Source organism: Pseudomonas sp. BF-RE-22 (assembly GCF_019956155.1).
Lineage (GTDB): Bacteria > Pseudomonadota > Gammaproteobacteria > Pseudomonadales > Pseudomonadaceae > Aquipseudomonas > Aquipseudomonas migulae.
The window spans coordinates 14157-32585 of sequence record NZ_JAHBDD010000046.1 but is presented as its reverse complement, the minus strand read 5'-3'; the positions used below and the strand labels follow the sequence as shown (position 1 = coordinate 32585).

Genomic DNA, 18429 nt, shown 5'->3' with positions numbered 1-18429 from the left:
CATTCAACGTCTATGTTGACTGACACGACGCTTTCGCGAGCAAGCCCGCTCCCACATTTGGATTTGTGTTTAGCCGCGAGCCCCAAAATACGGCCGTATCCCGCGATCCCGGAAGTACCGTTCGATCACCTTCGGATCCGAGCACGACTCTGCCACCGCCACATAAGTATCCGGCCGCAACAAATAAAACCCGTTGCGCCCAAGGCCGGATGTTTCAAACGCCGGTCGCCAGTCAAACACATGCAACGGCAAGTGATGTTCATTGCACCAGGCAATCATTTCGTCGCTGGTATCGCCGTACACATGCACCTGCCAGTTCGGGCACTTCAGCGGCCCGAAGTTATCCCCTTCACCATCATGCGCCCACGGCAAGCGGTCGCCACCGTGAACGTGCCCGGCGACGCCGGTGCTCAATGGCATTCCACGATAATTGAGGGTGATCTGCGACACCGTACGAAACAGGAATTCCCGGGAGGCCTCGAACGAAGCCATTTTCGGCAGCAGGAACGGCGCCAGACGGGTACGCAACAAATCCGCCATGCGTCCTTCGGCGGTGACAAAACTGAATACCCGGTCGGTGGTGGCGACCAGTTTGCGGGCAAAGGCGATGCGCTCGGTTTCATATGTGTCGAGCAGATGCGGGGCAGCACCGCCGCTCAACACGGCCGCGAGTTTCCAGGCGAGGTTGATGGCATCGCCGATGCCGGTGTTCATGCCCTGGCCGCCCGCCGGGCTGTGGACATGGGCCGCGTCGCCCAATAGAAACGCGCGACCGCTGCGAAAGTGATCGGCCACCCGATGATGCACACGGTAGGTAGAGAACCAGTTCACCTGCTCGATCTGCACTTTCAAGTGTTCGATGGCGCGGGTGCTGACGTCTTCGAATCGCAGGGTTTCCACGTGCTCGGCGCGTTCGTCGCGAACGGTGCCGATCAACCGCGCGCGACCTTCGCCGGCGAGGGGAAACACCGCGAGAAAGTCCGCTTCATCGAGGTCCAGGTGCAGCTCGCCATTGAGCGCCGGCCCGCTGGCCTGCACGTCGGCCACGTAGAAAATCTGCTGGTAGGTGCCGCCGGGAAATCCGGTGTCGAGGGTTTTGCGCACCCGCGAGCGGGCACCGTCGCAACCGGCGAGGTAACAGGCCTGACAGGTTTCCTCTTGACCATCGGGCAGGCGCAGCCGCGCGGTGATGCCATCGCCGGTTTCCTCGAAACTCTCCAGCTCGGTGTTGCGCTCGACCCGGATGCCAAAGGTTTCCAGGCGTTCAATCAGCAATTGTTCGTGCTCGTCCTGGGGGAATATTTCCAGGAACGCGTATGGCGTCAGGCCCTCGCCAATCCGGCCCAACGGTAAGCGCGCCACGGGTTCGCCCTTGACCCAGAAGTTGGCCGCCGCCACGCGATGCCCTTTGTGTATCACGGCCTCGTTGAGGTCGAGCTGGCGATACAGTTCCAGTGTGCGCGCCTGCACGGCCAACGCCCGTGAAGTGGTGCCGGGGGCCGAGGTCTTGTCGATAATCCGCACGCGGATCCCCAGTTTGCTCAGCCACAGCGCGAGCACCAGACCGGTGGGGCCGGCGCCGATGATCAATACGTCGCTACGGTTCATGCGCCTGTTCTCCCCTGGCGTCTTGGCTCAAGTATGGTTCAGCCGAAGAGGGCCGTCAGACAGCCCGCCCAACGGAAAAAGACCCTGTAGGCGCCGGCTTGCTGGCGATGAACGATAACGCGCTCATCTTGATGCACCTCGGTGCTCCCATCGCCAGCAAGCCGGCTCCCACCGTTCAATGTGTCTGTGCCGGGAACAGTGTGTCGCCGGCACAGTCATAGCCTGCGCCATGCGATTGATCGTATGGTTAACCCGGTTCAACGGATCTGATGGAGCGCCATGCAAGCCAATCGATTGATCACGAGCGTCGCGGCGCTGTTGGTGCTGGCCGGTTGCGGAACTCAGCGCACCCAGGAAGCCCCGGCCCGCACACCCAAGGAGGTCAAGGCCGAGATCGTGCGCCTGCTGCCGGCGAAAACCGTTGATCGCCAAGGCTGGGCCACGGACATCTACGCGGCGTTTGCTGCGCAGAACATTTATCCCTCTACGCAAAATCTGTGTTCCGTACTGGCAGTCACCGAGCAGGAGTCGACCTTTCAATCGGACCCGCCGGTGCCGGGCCTGGGCAAGATCGCTCGAGAGGAAATCGACCGCCGTGCCGCCAAAGCCCACATCCCCGGCCTGCTGGTGAGCGGTGCGCTGCAAATACGTTCCAGCACCGGCAAAAGCTACAGCGACCGATTGAATGCTGCGCGCAGTGAAAAGGAATTGAGCGCGATCTTCGATGATTTCATCGGCAGGGTGCCCATGGGCCGCACGCTGTTCGGTGGTTTCAATCCGGTGCACACCGGTGGGCCGATGCAGGTCAGCATCGACTTCGCCGAGCAGCAGGCGCGGGGTTATCCGTACCCGGTGGACGGCTCGATTCGGCATGAAGTGTTCAGCCGTCGCGGCGGTATGTATTTCGGCATCGCCCACTTGCTCGGTTATCCGGTGAGCTACAAGCAGCCGCTGTACCGCTTCGCCGATTTCAACGCCGGTTGGTACGCCAGTCGAAACGCCGCATTTCAGAATGCGGTGAGCCGTGCTTCGGGGATTCCTCTGGCGCTGGACGGTGATCTGGTGCGCTACGACTCGATCATGCCCGGCACCACGGAACTGGCCGTGCGCACCCTCGGCAAGCAACTGGGCATGCGCAATCCGACGATTCGGGATCAACTGGAGAAGGGCAAAAGCCTCGAGTTCGAGGACAGCACGTTGTATCAGCGGGTTTTCGAATTGGCCGAGAAGGCCGAAGGCCGTTCATTGCCGCGAGCGGTATTGCCGGGGATTGCGTTGCAGAGCCCGAAAATCACCCGAAAACTCACCACGGCGTGGTTTGCCAAGCGGGTCGACGAGCGTTATCAGCGCTGCATGGCGCTGGCGGGGAAGTGACCGATCTCAAAAAATGCATAAAAAAACCCGGCGGGTGAGGCCGGGTTTTTTGTCGAGTGTTGCTGCAAAACCATTCATTCATACAGCGCGGCTTTCGATCAGACGGTCGGAACCACCTTCGGCAACGCGGTTTTCGATCAGACGGTCAGAACCACCTTCGGCGACGCGGTTTTCGATCAGACGGTCGGAACCACCTTCGGCCACACGATTTTCGATCAAACGATCCGAACCACCCTCAGCCACACGGCTTTCAATCAACCGATCCGAGCCGCCTTCAGCGACACGGTTTTCGATCAGACGGTCGGAACCACCTTCGGCGACGCGATTCTCGATCAGACGGTCGGAACCACCTTCGGCCACACGATTTTCGATCAAACGATCCGAACCACCTTCGGCCACACGATTTTCGATCAAACGATCCGAGCCGCCTTCAGCGACAACCGGGTGAGCGGACGAAGCGGCAAAAGCGTTAACTGCAAAAACCGAGAAAGCGATGCTGAGGAAGAGTTGGCGTTTCATGGTGGTGTGCTCCGGGGTGTAGTTGTTTGGTATGGAGCTGATGGTACGCCGCACAATTTTTATGAGAACTTCATTGACGTGATGGTGAACATCGACGGCAGTGATGGAACAGCTGAATCCCCGTGCGTAGGCGTGATGGTTCAGTTGTCGGCAGGCGGAGCGCGGTTGACGCCCGGCTCAGGTCCGACGCCGAACGAACTTGCGCCACAACCAGACCCACAGCATGAACAGCGGGAACGCGAGGATCAGGAAGGGCAGGGCGTAACTGGTTTTTTCCAGTGCATCGGCGGCGCCTTCGGCCAGGTTGTCGAGCAAGTTGCTGAACGCCTGGCTCAAGTGCGACGAGCGACTGCTGGCGCCGGTCGGCAGGAACGACAACGTGACCCGATTGGTGTCCAGACGCCGCTGGTGCCCGGCGGCAATCTGCGCCAAGGCTTGTAGATCGTTTTCGATCCCGGCCTGCTCTTTGCTCAGGGTTATCAGATCGGTGACGCTGATGTCTTTGCGGGTCGCCAGTTCATCCAGGCGTTGCTGCTGAGCCTTGAGTCGTTCCTGGCGTCGGCGGGTGTCGTCCACGGCATCGGCGAGGTCTTCGGCGCTGGTGATCCGCTGACCCAGTTCGCCACCCTCGGCGGCCATCGCCACCAACGGCTCGACGCCGGCAGGAGCAATGCGCAAGGTGATGTCGGCGCGGCCGGCGCCTTGCTCGATGCGCAAGACGTTGCAGGCGCCGAAGCGTGCGGTTTCGCACGCCTCACGGGTGGCCTGCAAACGCGGGGCGATTTCCGCCTGGGGCAGCAACAGCTGCAATTCGTGTTCATAGGCGAGCATGGCCCCGCCACGCCCTTGTTCACCGGCTAGACTGGCCGATGACGAGTGGTCGCTTGGCGAGCAGGCACTTAGCGCCAGGCAGGCCAGAATGAAACCGACGGTACGAAAAAGTGCGGCGCGTTGGCCATCCTGTTGGCGCATGTTCTTTCCTAGAAGTGTGCTGCGGGGGTATTGGAAGAGTGCCCCGGGATCGCGCATCTTACCTGCATAGATCCGCCAAATGGCAGGGAACGTGACCTTTGCCCGCTCGTCTACCGACTACCTGTTCGTCTCGCCAGGAGCGCGATATGTATCAGCTATACGGACACCAGAACTCCGGCGCCGCTGCCATCGAAGCTGCGTTGGAGCTGTGCGAGATTCCTTACCGCTTCATCGACGTCGAGTTATCCACCGAGGCGGCCCACGCGTTGGAGAAGATCAACCCGCTGAAGCAGATTCCGACCCTGCAACTGCCTGACGGCAGCGTTCTCACCGAAAGTGCGGCGATCTTGATTCATCTCGGGTTGACGTTTCCCAAGTCGAAACTGCTGCCGAAAGACGCCGCCGAGCGCGATCAGGCGATCCGGGGGCTGGTGTACATCGTCACCAATTGTTATGCGGCGATCGGCATCATCGATTACCCCGAGCGCTGGCTGCTCGTGGCGGACAAACCCTCGCGTGACAACCTCATGGCCGGCGCTCGCGAACGGTTGCACTGGAGTTGGGAGGTGTTTGCCGATCAGTTCTCGGGCGAGTTGTACCTGGGCGATGAGACGCCCGGCGCGCTGGATGTATTGGCGGCGGTGATCTCGCGGTGGGCGGGCACCCGGGAGCATTTGCGCAGTGCCCGGCCCGGTTTTTTCGCCTGGCTTGAGCGAATCGACCGGCATCCGACGTTGGCACCGGTCTTTGCGCGGCATTGGCCGTCCTGAACACCGCAATCCCCTGTAGGAGCGAGGCTTGCCCGCGAAGGCGTTGGGTCAGGCGACACGTTCATTGACTGAGTCGGCGCTTTCGCGGGCAAGCCTCGCTCCTACAGGGCTCGCATTACTCGCCGCGAATGTACTGCTCCAGCTGGCGGATCAGTTCTGCCTGTTCCGCAATCGCTTCCTTGACCAGGTCGCCGATCGACAGCAAGCCGATCAACTTGCCGTTCTCCACCACCGGCAGGTGGCGCAGGCGCCTGTCGGACATGATGCCCAGGCACGTATCGACGGTTTGATGGGTGTCTACGGTGATGACGGGCGACACCATGATGTCGCGCACCGGCGTGCCCACGGAAGAGCGGCCATGCAGCACCAGTTTGCGTGCGTAATCACGTTCACTGATGATGCCCAGCACTTCGTCATTCTCTACCACCAGCAAGGCACCGACGTTCTTCTCGGCCATCTTCATCAGTGCTTCGAGCACCATGTGATCGGGTTTGATCTGGTGCACTTCCTGATTTTTCTGATCTTTCAACTTGAGCAGTTGGGCGACGGTTTTCATGGTGGCTTCTCGGGTGTTGTCGTTGTTCTTGAAGAATCGTAGACCCGAGCGCCGAGGGCAAGGCAGAAAACGGCAGATAACGCGCAAAAAACGTCATTCAGCGGTTTTTCTTCGATAAACCTCACATTTTCGAACACACCACCGACCTGTAGGAGCTGGCTTGCCAGCGATGGTCGTCAACGATAACGCGTGCTGACTGGTTAAACGCGGTGGGTTGGAGTCCATCGCTGGCAAGCCAGCTCCTACAAGGGATCGCATTCCAGAGCAGGCGTTCACTGCTATTGGCGGGAATGCCGCGTAGAATTGCGCTCTGAATCAGAGGTGAGGTTGCAGTGGTGGATTTACAGCGGGGCTTCGTCCTGACCCGGCATTGGCGCGATACCCCGGCCGGTACGGAAGTCGAGTTCTGGCTGGCGACCGACACCGGTCCCCAGCGTATTCGCCTGCCGCATCAACCGTCGGTGGCGTTCATCCCCGCCGAGCAGCGCGAGCAGGCTGAACAGGTGCTGCACGGCGAAAAAAACGTCGAGCTCAAACCCCTGGCCCTGCTGGATTTCGAGCATCGCCCGGTGCTCGGTCTGTATTGCCAGCAACACGGTCAGCTGATGCGCCTGGAAACCGCGTTGCGCAAGGCCGGCGTCGAGATGTTCGAGGCTGACGTACGCCCACCGGAACGCTACATGATGGAGCGCTTCATCACCGCGCCGGTGATCTTCGGTGGCACTCCCGATGCCGAAGGCCTGCTGCTCGACGCGCAGATGAAACCCGATCCCGACTATCGACCGACGCTCAGGCTGGTGTCCCTGGACATTGAAACCACCGCTCAGGGCGATCTGTATTCCATCGCGCTGGAAGGCTGCGGCGAGCGTCAGGTGTACATGCTCGGCCCGCCCAACGGCGACGACAGCAAGGTCGACTTCCAGCTCGAGTATTGCGAGTCGCGCACCCTGCTGCTGAAAAAGCTCAACGAATGGTTCGCCCGGCACGACCCTGACGCGATCATTGGCTGGAACGTCGTGCAGTTCGATTTGCGCGTGCTACACGAACACGCCCGACGCCTGGCGGTGCCGCTGAAACTGGGGCGCGGCGGTGAGGAAATGCAGTGGCGCGAGCACGGCAGCCGCAACCATTACTTCGCCTCGGCCGCCGGGCGATTGATCATCGACGGCATCGAATCCCTGCGTTCGGCGACCTGGAGTTTTCCATCGTTCAGCCTGGAAAACGTCGCGCAAACCCTGCTCGGCGAAGGCAAGGCGATCAGCACGCCGTACCAGCGCATGGACGAAATCAACCGCATGTTCGCCGAGGACAAACCGGCGCTCGCCACTTACAACCTCAAGGACTGCGAACTGGTCACGCGGATTTTCGCCAAGACCCAATTGCTCACTTTCCTGCTGGAGCGGGCCAGCGTGACCGGTTTGCCGGCGGATCGCAGCGGTGGTTCGGTGGCGGCCTTCACGCACCTGTACATGCCGCTGATGCACCGCCAGGGTTTCGTTGCGCCCAACCTCGGCAGCAAACCTGCACAGGCCAGCCCCGGCGGATTTGTCATGGACTCGCAGCCGGGCCTGTACGAATCGGTGCTGGTGCTCGACTACAAAAGCCTCTATCCATCGATCATCCGCACCTTCCTCATCGACCCGGTGGGCCTGATCGAAGGGCTCAAGCATCCCGAGGACAGCGAGTCCGTGCCCGGTTTTCGCGGGGCGCGTTTTTCCAGAACCCGGCACTGCCTGCCGGCCATTGTCGCGCGGGTCGCCGAGGGCCGCGAAACCGCCAAGCGCGAACACAACGCACCGTTGTCCCAGGCGCTGAAGATCATCATGAACGCCTTCTACGGCGTGCTCGGCTCCAGCGGTTGCCGTTTCTTCGATACGCGTCTGGCCTCGTCGATCACGTTGCGCGGGCACGAAATCATGCTGCGTACCCGCCAGTTGATCGAAGCCCAGGGGCACACAGTGATCTATGGCGATACCGACTCGACGTTTGTCTGGCTGCGCCGCGCCCACGGTCAGCAGGAAGCGGCGCAGATCGGCCACGCGCTGGTGGATCACGTCAATCAATGGTGGCGCGTGCATGTGCAAGAGGAGTACGGGCTGCAGAGCGCGTTGGAGTTACAGTTCGAAACCCACTACAAGCGCTTTCTGATGCCGACCATTCGCGGCGCCGAGGAGGGCAGCAAGAAGCGTTATGCCGGGCTGGTCACGCGTGACGACGGCACTGACGAGATGGTCTACAAGGGGCTGGAAACCGTGCGCACCGACTGGTCGCTGCTGGCCCGGCAATTCCAGCAAGAGCTGTACACGCGGATCTTCCATCGCCAGCCCTATCAGGATTATGTCCGCGAGTACGTGCGCAAGACCCTGGCGGGCGAGTTCGATGATCGCCTGATCTACCGCAAGCGCTTGCGCCGGACCCTGGATGACTATGAACGCAACGTGCCGCCGCATGTTCGCGCGGCGCGGATCGCCGACGACTACAACGATCAACAGGGCCGTCCGCGGCAATACCAGAACGGCGGCTGGATCAGCTACGTGATCACCGTCGCCGGGCCCGAGCCGCTGGAGATCCGTAGCGCGCCGATCGATTACGACCACTACGTCACCCGGCAACTGCAACCGGTGGCGGATGCGATTCTGCCGTTCGTGGATGACGATTTCTCAACCCTGATTGGGGGGCAGTTGGGCCTGTTTTGAGTCCAGCAGCGATAACGTCCAGTCATCCGGAATCCCATGGAAGTGCCGCATCAGCGCTTGCTGGAACAGGCTGTCATCCGGGGCGAACTGCGCGAACAGGGTCATCGACGAGCGGAATTTCAGATTGTCCGGATGGCCGAAAATTTCGATGATGGAGCGTTCCGGAATATCCAGCACCAACTGCGTGCAGGTGCGCAGCCGTGAGCCCAGCAGGGCATGCTTGAGGTACGCCGAAGCCTCCTCGCCCGAGTGAATGGCATATCGTTGCGACATATCGCTGCCGCCCAGGCCGATGAATTGCGGAAAGATGAACCACATCCAGTGACTGCGCTTGCGGCCCGCAACGAGCTCGTTTTTCACCCGTTCGAATACCGGGTCCTGCGCCCGTAGAAAGCGTTGCAGATCAAAGACGTCGAGCTGATCGGTGCTTCTCATGAGAAGCCCTCTGACAGAACCGCGATGGCTCAGACCATGGCCAGTCGCTGTTTGCGTTGTGGCGCGTGAAACGCGTGGTCCAGCGCCTCCAGATCCCCGGCTACAAGCTTCAATTGCGCGGCATGCGCATTCAGTTGCACATGCTCAGGTCGGACCGCCTTGGGGATGGCAATGACTCCATCCTGCCGCAGAATCCATGCCAAGGCTACCTGGGCCGGTGTCGCCGCGTGACGGGCGGCCACCTGCTTGAGTGTCGGGTGAGCGAGCAAGCTCCCGCCCTGGCCGATGGGACAGTACGCCATCAATGGCTGACGATGCTGTTGGCTCCACGGCAGTAAATCAAATTCTATTCCACGCTCCTCAAGGTTGTAGAGCACTTGATTGGTGGCGCAGGCCGGGGAGGCCAGTTCTTGCAGGTCATCCACGTCGAAATTGGACACGCCCCAACGGCCGATCTTGCCGGCCTCGCGCAGGCGTTCGAATGCCTCAACGGTCTCTTCAAGGGGGTACTGGCCGCGCCAGTGCAGCAGGTACAAATCAATGCGGTCGGTATTCAACCGCCGCAGACTGCGTTCGCAGGCCTCGGGGATGCCCTTGCGGCTGGCGTTGTGCGGATACACCTTGCTGACCAGAAACACCTTGTCGCGCAGGCCGGCAATGGCTTCGCCGACGACTTTCTCGGCGCCCCCTTCACCGTACATTTCTGCGGTGTCGATCAAGGTCATGCCCAACTCGATGCCCAGGCGCAACGCGGCGACTTCCTCGTGGTGTCGAGCAGAATCTTCCCCCATGCGCCAGGTGCCCTGGCCGATGACCGGTACGTTGACGCCGGCCAGTTCGAGAGTCCGCATGCAAAGCTCCTTGATGTCATTCGGTCGATACTTCGGTTGGCAGCAGAATAGCCCATGGGTTCCCCGGGCTGTAGGTGTCAACGATAACGCGGGCTGTCTGAATGAACGCGCCGTCCGGACGCTTTTCGCGGGCAAGCCTCGCTCCTACAGGGAATCGCGTTTGCTTTCGCTTTTCACCACTCATCAGGCCGAGCGTTAGCTCGCCTTCAGCTTTTGATCTTGAGGTACACGCCCCCTCGAGAGGCCGAGTGGAGGTTCTGCGCAGTGGGCAACCCGGCATGGATGCCGGGTTAGCCGCCCCCGGCCATGGATGGCCGATGGCGGCGGGCCCACGGAGCAGGACCGGAGCGAGGGCATGGCGAGCATTAGCGAGCCACCGAACGAAAGGGGCAAGAGCCCTTGGTTACTTGGGGCTCTTCCAAGTGACTCGCCGTAAGGGCGAAACCACGATCAGCCATCACCGAAATAATGGATATTCACCCAAGCGCCGATGCCCCCCAACGTCTTACCGAGCGGAGAATTTCAACACAGTACTCTGGGTATACGTCTTGCCCGGATCCAGTCGCGTAGACGGGAAGTTCGGCTGATTGGGCGCGTCCGGGTAATGCTGGGTTTCCAGAGTGAACGCGCTCCAGTGTGCGTAAGTCTTGCCGGCCTTGCCCTTGACCGAGCCATCAAGGAAGTTGCTGGTATAGAACTGCACGCCAGGCTCAGTGGTATAGAGCTGCAAACGACGCCCGGACTGCGGGTCGCTGACATCGGCAGCCAGTTTGCCGAGGTCCCCCTTGGCATCCAGCACCCAGTTGAAATCGAAGCCACCCTGTTTCGGCTCAGCGAATTTCAGCTGCGGATGATCCGCCTTGATGTGTTTGCCAATGGCGGTGGGTTGGGTGAAGTCCATCGGCGTACCGGCCACCGGAGCCAGCTCGCCGGTAGGAATCAACTTACCGTTGACCGGCGTGTAGTGACTGGCGTGCAAGGTTGCGACCTGTTGCAACACATCGCCGTTACCCGCGCCGGCCAGGTTGAAGTAGCTGTGATTGGTCAGGTTCAACACCGTCGGTTTGTCGGTGGAGGCCTTGTACTCAATGCGCAGCTCGTTGTTTTCGTTGAGGCTGTAGGTGACCTCGGTTGTCAGGTTGCCAGGAAAACCCATTTCGCCGTCCGCCGACAGGTATGTCAGCGTCACGCCCACTGAATCCTTGCCCTTCGCCGGTTTGGCTTTCCAGACATGTTTGTCAAAACCCTGCGGGCCGCCGTGCAGTGAATTCGAGCCGTCATTTTGCGGCACCTGAAAGCGCTTGCCATCGATTTCGAACGCACCGTTGGCCAGGCGATTACCGAAGCGCCCGATGGTCGCGCCGAAGTAGGCCTTGCCGCTCTGATAGCCCTGTACGTTGTCGAAGCCGAGCACCACGTCTTCGAGCTTGCCGTTTTTGTCCGGCACGGCAAGCGACTGCAGCGTCGCTCCGTAGGTGATCACGGTGGCCTGCATGCCGTGGCTGTTACGCAACACGTATTGTTCGACGGCTGTGCCGTCATTGGTTTTGCCGAAGGCTTTATGTTCGCTGGACAGACCATTGGCCTGGGCGGTGAGGGTGGCGATCATCAGGGACAGCCCAAGGGCGTAGTGCGGGTATCTGGAGTGAAGCATGGGTTACCTTCCTTTTTATTGTTTTTTAAAAGTAGTCATACTAAATGTCGATTGTTAATTCGACAGGGAAGGATTTATAGCTGAATCGTGCGGTGTTGCAATTAAAAAGTATGACTAATTGGTGATACCCTTCACTTTGTTGGGAAAGGGCGGACTGCAGGTTCTGCACTTTTTCGCAATCCACGGCTCTACCCTTGGTCAGCCTGCGGCGATCCCCTCCGCCGGCCCATGCCCAAGTTCAAGCACCCATGGCCCGAGTTTTACCCCTCACCGCTGTGCACATCCGCCGCCATTGCCTGCTGCTCGCCGTGCTGTCGATGCTCTTCACGACCGGTTGCAGTCAGCAGCAGGGCCGGGACATCGTCAGCCAGTTTCGTGAAGGCAGGCCCCAGGAATTCCTCCAGACCAGCGTCGACCGCATGGCCACCCTGGCGATGCGCGACAACCTCGACAGCCTTTACCTGCTGATGGGCAAGCTCTACCTGCGCAACCCGCAGGAGCTGAAGAAGTCCGGCTTCCTCGACGCCCGCACCGCCGGCAAACAGGTGCGCCTGGCCATCGAACAGCAACAACCGCTGCCGACGCTGGGGGGCAAGAAGGATCTGGCGGCGCTGAATTACGCCATGAGCCCGGAGTTCCTCGGCGACCGGGTCGGCGCTTTCATCTACGCCATCGGCAGCATGCTGGTCACCGCTCACGGCAATCGGCTGGAGTTTTACATGACCGATGCGATCAACCCGGTCTTCGTCAGCAACGCCGCGCGCAACATCGAGAAAGCCACCTGGATCCTCAGCCAGCGGCAAAACAAAAACGGCGAGCCCTTGCTGTTTTCCAACGAGATCTCGGAGGAGGGCAGCAACCTGAGTTTTGCCGTGGAGTTCGGCAAGATCGTCGCGCGCCTGGACCTGCTGACCCAGATGCTGGACGAGCGCTACCGGCGGATCGGCCTGAACTACGCACAGAGCCTGTTGTTCCTCAATTTCCTCCCCGTCCAGTAAACCCCGACCTTGTAGGAGCCGGCTTGCTGGCGATAGCGGTATATCTGCAACATTGATTTGACTGGCACACCGTAATCGCCAGCAAGCCGGCTCCTACAGGGGAATGCGCGTGCAGGAATAACGATAGACCGCATCGATATAAGTAGTTATAAGAAAAATCGCTATGCTGCGGGCCAGTTTTTTCATGCGTTTTTGTGGGCGTGTTAATGGATTTCGTTAACTTCGGTTTGGTTGTGGCAGGTTTGGTGGTGGGGTTCATTGTCGGCATGACCGGCGTGGGCGGCGGCTCGCTGATGACGCCGATCCTGCTTTGGTTCGGCATCAATCCGGCGACTGCGGTGGGTACGGACCTGCTGTACGCCGCGATTACCAAATCCAGTGGTGTGCTGGTACATCGCAAGAACAAGAACATCGACTGGGCCATTACCGGTTGGCTGACGCTCGGCAGCGTGCCGGCCGTGGCGCTGACGTTGTGGTTCCTGAGCAGTTTGCAAACGTCCCCCGACGCGATGAACGCCATCATCAAACAGGCGCTGGGCTTTGTCCTGTTTGCCACGGCACTGGCGATTTTCTTCAAGAAGCGACTGCTCGACTTCGCTCACAAACGCGCCGGCGGCACCTACAACCCAAGCGGCAAACGCTTGAATGGGCTGACCGTGATCACCGGCCTGATCCTCGGCACCATGGTCGCCCTGACCTCCATCGGCGCGGGCGCCCTGGGCACCGTGGCGCTGTTTATCCTGTATCCGCTGTTGCCTACCCGCCGCCTCGTCGGCACGGAAATCGCCCACGCCGTACCGCTGACCCTGGTCGCCGGTCTCGGCCATGCGAGCATGGGCAACATGGATTGGCATGTGCTGGGCTACTTGCTGGTCGGTTCGCTGCCGGGGATTTACCTGGGCAGCCACCTGACCGGACGCATCTCGGATGAGGTGTTGCGCCCGTGCCTGGCGACGATGCTGGTGCTGATCGGCTACAAACTGGCGTTCTAGGTTCTGTACGACATCCCTTGAAATCTCACAGCAGGCTCTTGGGAGCCGAGATTCGGTAGCGTTCGCTATCATCGATGGAAAGGAATCTCTCACGGATCCATTGAGCCAAATCCTGTGGGGCCAAAGGGCGCGAGAAACAATAACCTTGCGCTATCTGGTATCCCTGGCCTCGAAGGATTTCAAGCTGCGCATTGGTTTCAACACCCTCGGCAACAATGTTCAATTGCAAGCTCTTGCAGATCCCGGCAATCGACTGCGCCAGTGTTCGGGCGCTTTCACTTTTTTCGATATCGTCGATAAAACTCTTGTCCAGCTTGATGGTATCCACGGGCAGTCGCAGCAAGTAGCTCAGGCTGGAGTAACCGGTGCCAAAATCGTCAATGGATAAGCTGACGCCTAGTTGACGGACCTCGGTAATGACCGATATGACATTGTCGGTGGCGTCCAGTATGAAGTCTTCCGTGACCTCCAGCGTCAAGCAGGAGGGTAGGAGCCCATGCTTTGTCAGCAGAGACTGGATGAGATCAATAATGGCTCTGTCGCGAAAGGCGACGGGGAAGATGTTTACCGACATGCGAGGCACGGCAAGTCCCGAGTCGCGCCATTGAGCCATCTGCCAGCAGGCTTCGGTGAGTACCCATTGATTGAGCTTGGGCATCAATCCTGCCTCGCGCACCAAGGGGATGAATCGATTTGGAGGGATATTTCCAAGCTCCGGATGACACCAGCGGGCAAGTGCCTCGACACCAAAAAGCTGGTTGTCGTCGAGCGCTATCTGGGGCTGGTAATGCAGCGTCAGCTGATTGGACTCCAGGGCGTTCTCGAGAGCCAGGCTCAGTGTCAGTTCGTCATTGGTTGAATCGTTGATCACCTGGTCGAACACTTCAATGGCCTGGCGGCCTGCGGACTTGGCTTTGTACATCGCCTGATCGGCATGCAAAAGCAACGAGTGAATGTCGTTACCGTGGTCTGGATAAATACCAATACCAATGCTGGCCGAGGGCGCAATTTTTACATCGGCCAACATCATGGGTTCCGATAGTTTGCTGAGCATTCTTTCTGAAAAGGCAATCGCTTGTTCAGCGCTGGAGGGAGACAGAATAATGACGAATTCATCTCCTGAAAGCCGGCTGACAAAGTCGTTGCCCCTCACAGAACCCTGAAGCCTCCTGGCTATTTCAGACAGAAGCAAATCCCCGGCGGCGTGCCCAAGTGAGTCATTGATTTGCTTGAACTTATTAATGTCGATGAACAACACGGCCATTGATGATTGCGAGCGCTGAGCATTGGCAATCATTGAGTTTGCTTTCATCATCAACAGTCGCCGATTGGGCAACATCGTCAGGCTGTCATAATAGGCCAGTCGTTCAATATCGTTGATAAAGCTGTCCCTCTCGAGGGCGAGTGCGCACAGCTTCAGGCTGGTTTCAAGCAGCCGGTGATGTTGGACCGCAGGGAGGTGATTTTCACGGTAGTAAAGGGTAAATGTGCCTAAACAACGTCCGTTGTTGGAGCGAATGGTGTTAACCCAGCCGGCCGTGAAACCGAACGATTGCGAGAGCTTGTGATCGATGCAATCGCCCTGGTCCGATGCAGGGTCAGTGAAGTTCAGCATCATGCTTTCTTTCACGTCCATTTTTTTCAGGATGGACCTTTCGGCAAGGCTTTCCAGTGACTGAATCAACCCGGCCGGCAGGTTGAATTCCGCCACCAGTGGAAGGCAGCCCTGTTCATCAAATTGTCTTATTGAAACGCCGATTTCAGGAGCGATACGACCTATCTCCAGACAAATCAACTTCATGATGTCGGGAAGTGGCTCTTCGCGGGCCATGGCACTGAGGACCTTGAACTGCAACTCGTCATTCATCTTGGCCTCGGTGATGTCCGTCACAATAGCCACGACGTCCTGCTGAACACCCTGTGGGTCGAGCACCGGATTGGCGACCACGCGTACCCATAATGGATTCTTTGATTTGTTGTAGACCAGTAATTCAGTGGTATGGCTTTGTCCTTTCTGGATACTGTTTCTAAAAGAAAGGACGGCTTCCTGATCCGTATGGCGGCCATAAAATACCTCGTCCGGTTTTTTCCCCACCAGGTCTGATATTTCATAACCCAGCATGCGCACAAAACCCTCGTTTACATAGGTAATTATGCTGTCCGGATTGGTCACGATAATTGCACTGTCAGTTCGATTGACGGCAATTTTCAGAAGTCGACTCTTCTCTACTTTTTTTATGATGTACAGCAGGAAGAATGTTGTTGCTAATACCATGAGAAGTATCATTGCAGCGGCGGCGATGTATATTTTAAATCGGTCACCCATGGACTGAAGTGAAGTCTGGCTGATGCTGTTTCCGTATTTTATGAAGTTTTTTTGTTCCAGAAGGAGTTGCTCTTGAATGTCCTGTACCGGCTGAGCGAGTGCCCATTGGACGTCGCCAGCGCCCGTGTACTTGACCAATTGATTGAGCACCTCCACATAACGTGAATACACGTCTTTTAAAGCCTGGACTCGGATGTGGTTTTCTTCATCAACCTTTGTGTGTGTGAGGAAGCGGTCAAACGATTTATTCGCCAGTGTCAGTTCCGCGCGGGCGTGTAGCACCATTTCATGCGGAATTTTATTAAACAGTACGATGCGGGTGTTGGCTCGCGACAGGGAGAGGCGTGCCTCCATCAAGTGTTGAACAGTTTCTGCCACTGCGTCGACTTGATCGACAGCGACACTTGATAGGGTTCCAATGCTCGATTGGTTGCTGCTCACTAACCATAAGCTGAGGACTAAAGTTGCACACTGGAATACCAGCGCAGTCGTCAGGATCGTCCTCAAACCATAAGGCAGTGCAAGCTTGCGAAGCAAATAATCCTCCTCTGTCTCGGACAGATAGGGAAGCGTTAGTAAAGGGAGCATCCAGGCAGAAAGTGCCTGGCTGGCAGTTCATGATTGTACGAAAGGAATTCAGTGTTCGGAGCTGTACCGGATGATGTCAGGAAAAGTCGCAACAAGGTGTCGCCGGGCTTTTCTTTTCAAGGGAGAGAGAGCCGCTTTTCCGAGGTTGCTGGCCAGGGGCCATTAAGGCGGGGAATTTTATAAGAAAGTAGTGTTGAATTGAAATGCTTAAAACGTGACGACGAGGATAATTTTTGCTGTCTTTGTTGGCCGAATGGTCAGGAAAGCAAATAAAAGTGCTTGTGTGTTAGATGCTTATCCATATTTGTCTGACGGCCGGCTATGAAGTTGCTGTTTTTTTGCATTGCCTTGGATGAAGCGACTTTTGCGGCTGATACCTATCGTTAGATCGATGAATATTCATTGCGATGATTATCATCAAGAGGCTGTTTACGGTGTTCCGCAGCCTTTAAGGATAAAGCGCGGTGTAAGAAAAAAGGGCAGACGAGATGCGGCTCGTCCACCCTCGAAAACGAGAAAAAAAAGAGGAGCCGACCCATGGCCGGATCCCAAAAAGAAGTTCGTGGTGATGGCTGGATCAACTGTCCTGACGCACCAGGCGCGGGCCTTTGCGCGTCACTTGTTGACCTGGTTCGAAGCGGGCATTGGGCGAGCGAACAGTGCTGATTTCGCCCTGGGCGTCCTTCACTTCATAAGCAGTTTCCGTGAGACCGGCCGCTTCCTGAGCCGCGCTGCCGGCAAAGAATCCGACGCCGGCACCGATCAGCGCTCCAATCGGGCCACCCACGGCGCCGACCATCAATCCGGTCACGGCACCGGCGCCCTTGCCAGCGGTGGTATCAGGCACCTCACGGACGACCTGATCGGCCATGCACACAGGTGAGAGCAACAGGCAAAGCGTAAAACTGAGGGGGATGGAACGAGACATGATGATTTCCTGCTTTGGAGGCATTTCCAAAACTATTTCATGAATCGTGCCAGTTTATTTGTTGTTATATATCAACAATATATGATTGTGTGTTGTCATATATACAACGGCTGGAAAGAGTCAATATGACACGTCGAGTAGTCATAAAGACTGCGCTTGGGTTCGGCGATCCTTGCTCTGTTACGCCTGTGAAGCCAGAAAATCTTGTGCAGGCTGCACGTGTGCGGTCACCAAGGGGGCTTCTGCACTGGCATCGCGTTTCAGCCACTCGGCTGGAGGGCAACCAATGACGTTCAGAAAGCTTTTCGAAAAAGACGCCTGCGAGCTGTAACCGACCGACTCGGCGATCACCTTGATCTGAACACCATCACGAAGCATGTCCTGAGCCACCTTCATCCTCCATGCGGTGACGTACCCCATAGGCGACTGCCCCATTATCTGAGTGAAGCAGGCAGAAAATTTCGACCTGGACATGTTTGCCAGGCTCGCCAGTTTCTCGACGGTCCAAAGCTCATCCGGCACTGAATGGATGCTGTTGAATACCGCGCCGAGGCGCCCATCCTGCAGGGCATAGAGCAATCCACTGGATATCAGTCCGTCTGCAACGGCGCGTCGCACGATCAGGACAAATATGTATTCCAACAGCAGATTCAGCGCTTTGGTCCTTCCAGCCTCCTGATCCCGAAACTCGGCGAGTAACGCGCCAATAACCGGGTCGAGATTCTCCAGCTCTCTGAATGGGAAGATCAGGGTTTCTTTGAGCCCGAGAGGGAAGGGGTGTTGTGTGTTTCGCCCAAATTGAAATGAGGCGCAAATCAGTTCTGCCCCCTCGATCGTATTGGAGCGCAGTTGATACCGGCAACTGCTCGGACAGAACAGCACGCTGGGCTCGGCAATGGAGATCTTTGGTAACCCAGGCTGAACCATGTCGATACCGCCCTGGCTGATGACATGGATGAACGCCATACCTGGCGGCTTATCGAGGACAAGAGTGCCATCGACCCGACCAGAGAAGAAAAGTCTGCCCTGAAGGTTCGTGCGTTCGAAGAATTCGGACAGGATATCCATGATAGCGACGACCAGATAAAGACTCTGTACGTGCTGACAAAGTCGGATCAGAAGGTGGGGATAGGATGAAGTTCTCGCCGATGGTAAGCAACGG

Annotated in this window: 15 protein-coding genes; 5 read left to right on the top strand and 10 right to left on the bottom strand. The window is 58.0% G+C overall.

Translation table 11 applies throughout. From position 1 onward, the window contains the following. Positions 1-69 precede the first annotated feature (69 nt). Positions 70-1608 (bottom strand): FAD-dependent oxidoreductase, encoded by a 1539-nt coding sequence (locus KGA82_RS21620; protein ID WP_223452444.1) that lies wholly within the window; start codon positions 1606-1608, stop codon positions 70-72. 279 nt (positions 1609-1887) lie between these two features. Here KGA82_RS21620 and KGA82_RS21615 point away from each other — a divergent pair, with 279 nt between their 5' ends. Next, complete coding sequence (locus tag KGA82_RS21615; RefSeq protein WP_223437041.1) at positions 1888-2982, top strand: DUF1615 domain-containing protein; 1095 nt, start codon at positions 1888-1890, stop codon at positions 2980-2982. 78 nt (positions 2983-3060) lie between these two features. On the opposite strand, the gene KGA82_RS21610 is transcribed toward KGA82_RS21615, so the two are convergent. Both KGA82_RS21610 and KGA82_RS21605 read right to left on the bottom strand, forming a co-directional pair. Continuing rightward, positions 3061-3501, bottom strand: a complete 441-nt coding sequence (locus KGA82_RS21610; RefSeq protein ID WP_223452436.1) for a phage infection protein — start codon at positions 3499-3501, stop codon at positions 3061-3063. A 177-nt stretch (positions 3502-3678) separates the two neighbouring features. Then, positions 3679-4473, bottom strand: coding sequence for a DUF4349 domain-containing protein (locus tag KGA82_RS21605; protein ID WP_207286206.1), 795 nt, complete (start codon positions 4471-4473; stop codon positions 3679-3681). Between the two features lie 146 nt (positions 4474-4619). On the opposite strand from KGA82_RS21605, the gene KGA82_RS21600 reads away from it, so the two are divergent. Beyond that, complete coding sequence (locus KGA82_RS21600; RefSeq protein ID WP_223452434.1) at positions 4620-5243, top strand: glutathione S-transferase; 624 nt, start codon at positions 4620-4622, stop codon at positions 5241-5243. A gap of 115 nt (positions 5244-5358) precedes the next feature. Here the strand turns inward: KGA82_RS21600 and KGA82_RS21595 are convergent, their stop codons facing one another. Further along, positions 5359-5799 (bottom strand): CBS domain-containing protein, encoded by a 441-nt coding sequence (locus KGA82_RS21595; RefSeq protein WP_007944798.1) that lies wholly within the window; start codon positions 5797-5799, stop codon positions 5359-5361. A 335-nt stretch (positions 5800-6134) separates the two neighbouring features. On the opposite strand from KGA82_RS21595, the gene KGA82_RS21590 reads away from it, so the two are divergent. Continuing rightward, the gene (locus KGA82_RS21590) at positions 6135-8495 is read left to right on the top strand and encodes a DNA polymerase II (RefSeq protein WP_223452448.1); all 2361 of its coding nucleotides are present in this window, start codon (positions 6135-6137) and stop codon (positions 8493-8495) included. Here KGA82_RS21590 and KGA82_RS21585 read toward each other — a convergent pair. From KGA82_RS21585 to KGA82_RS21575, 3 genes are all read right to left on the bottom strand, one after another. Continuing rightward, positions 8460-8930 (bottom strand): DUF1810 domain-containing protein, encoded by a 471-nt coding sequence (locus KGA82_RS21585; protein ID WP_223452432.1) that lies wholly within the window; start codon positions 8928-8930, stop codon positions 8460-8462. The two genes, KGA82_RS21590 and KGA82_RS21585, sit on opposite strands and share 36 nt — an antisense overlap. 29 nt (positions 8931-8959) lie before the next feature. Next, positions 8960-9781 carry an aldo/keto reductase gene (locus KGA82_RS21580; RefSeq protein ID WP_223452430.1) on the bottom strand — a complete coding sequence of 274 codons (822 nt, stop codon included), beginning with the start codon at positions 9779-9781 and terminating at the stop codon, positions 8960-8962. Between the two features lie 505 nt (positions 9782-10286). Beyond that, on the bottom strand, positions 10287-11435 hold the full coding sequence (locus tag KGA82_RS21575) for an aldose epimerase family protein (RefSeq protein WP_223416162.1): 1149 nt from the start codon (positions 11433-11435) through the stop codon (positions 10287-10289). Between the two features lie 248 nt (positions 11436-11683). On the opposite strand from KGA82_RS21575, the gene KGA82_RS21570 reads away from it, so the two are divergent. Further along, positions 11684-12433 carry a hypothetical protein gene (locus tag KGA82_RS21570; protein ID WP_008044104.1) on the top strand — a complete coding sequence of 250 codons (750 nt, stop codon included), beginning with the start codon at positions 11684-11686 and terminating at the stop codon, positions 12431-12433. A 206-nt stretch (positions 12434-12639) separates the two neighbouring features. Continuing rightward, positions 12640-13425, top strand: a complete 786-nt coding sequence (locus tag KGA82_RS21565) for a sulfite exporter TauE/SafE family protein (protein WP_008033636.1) — start codon at positions 12640-12642, stop codon at positions 13423-13425. 25 nt (positions 13426-13450) lie between these two features. Here KGA82_RS21565 and KGA82_RS21560 read toward each other — a convergent pair whose 3' ends face one another. The 3 genes from KGA82_RS21560 to KGA82_RS21550 form a co-directional block, all read right to left on the bottom strand. Then, a complete protein-coding gene (locus KGA82_RS21560; protein ID WP_223452428.1) occupies positions 13451-16288 on the bottom strand; it encodes an EAL domain-containing protein in 2838 nt (945 codons plus the stop codon). A 628-nt stretch (positions 16289-16916) separates the two neighbouring features. Further along, positions 16917-17267, bottom strand: coding sequence for a hypothetical protein (locus tag KGA82_RS21555; protein ID WP_223452421.1), 351 nt, complete (start codon positions 17265-17267; stop codon positions 16917-16919). Positions 17268-17447: 180 nt separating this feature from the next. Beyond that, positions 17448-18335: a helix-turn-helix transcriptional regulator gene (locus KGA82_RS21550; protein ID WP_223437031.1), complete on the bottom strand. Its 888-nt coding sequence runs from the start codon at positions 18333-18335 to the stop codon at positions 17448-17450. Positions 18336-18429: the final 94 nt, after the last annotated feature.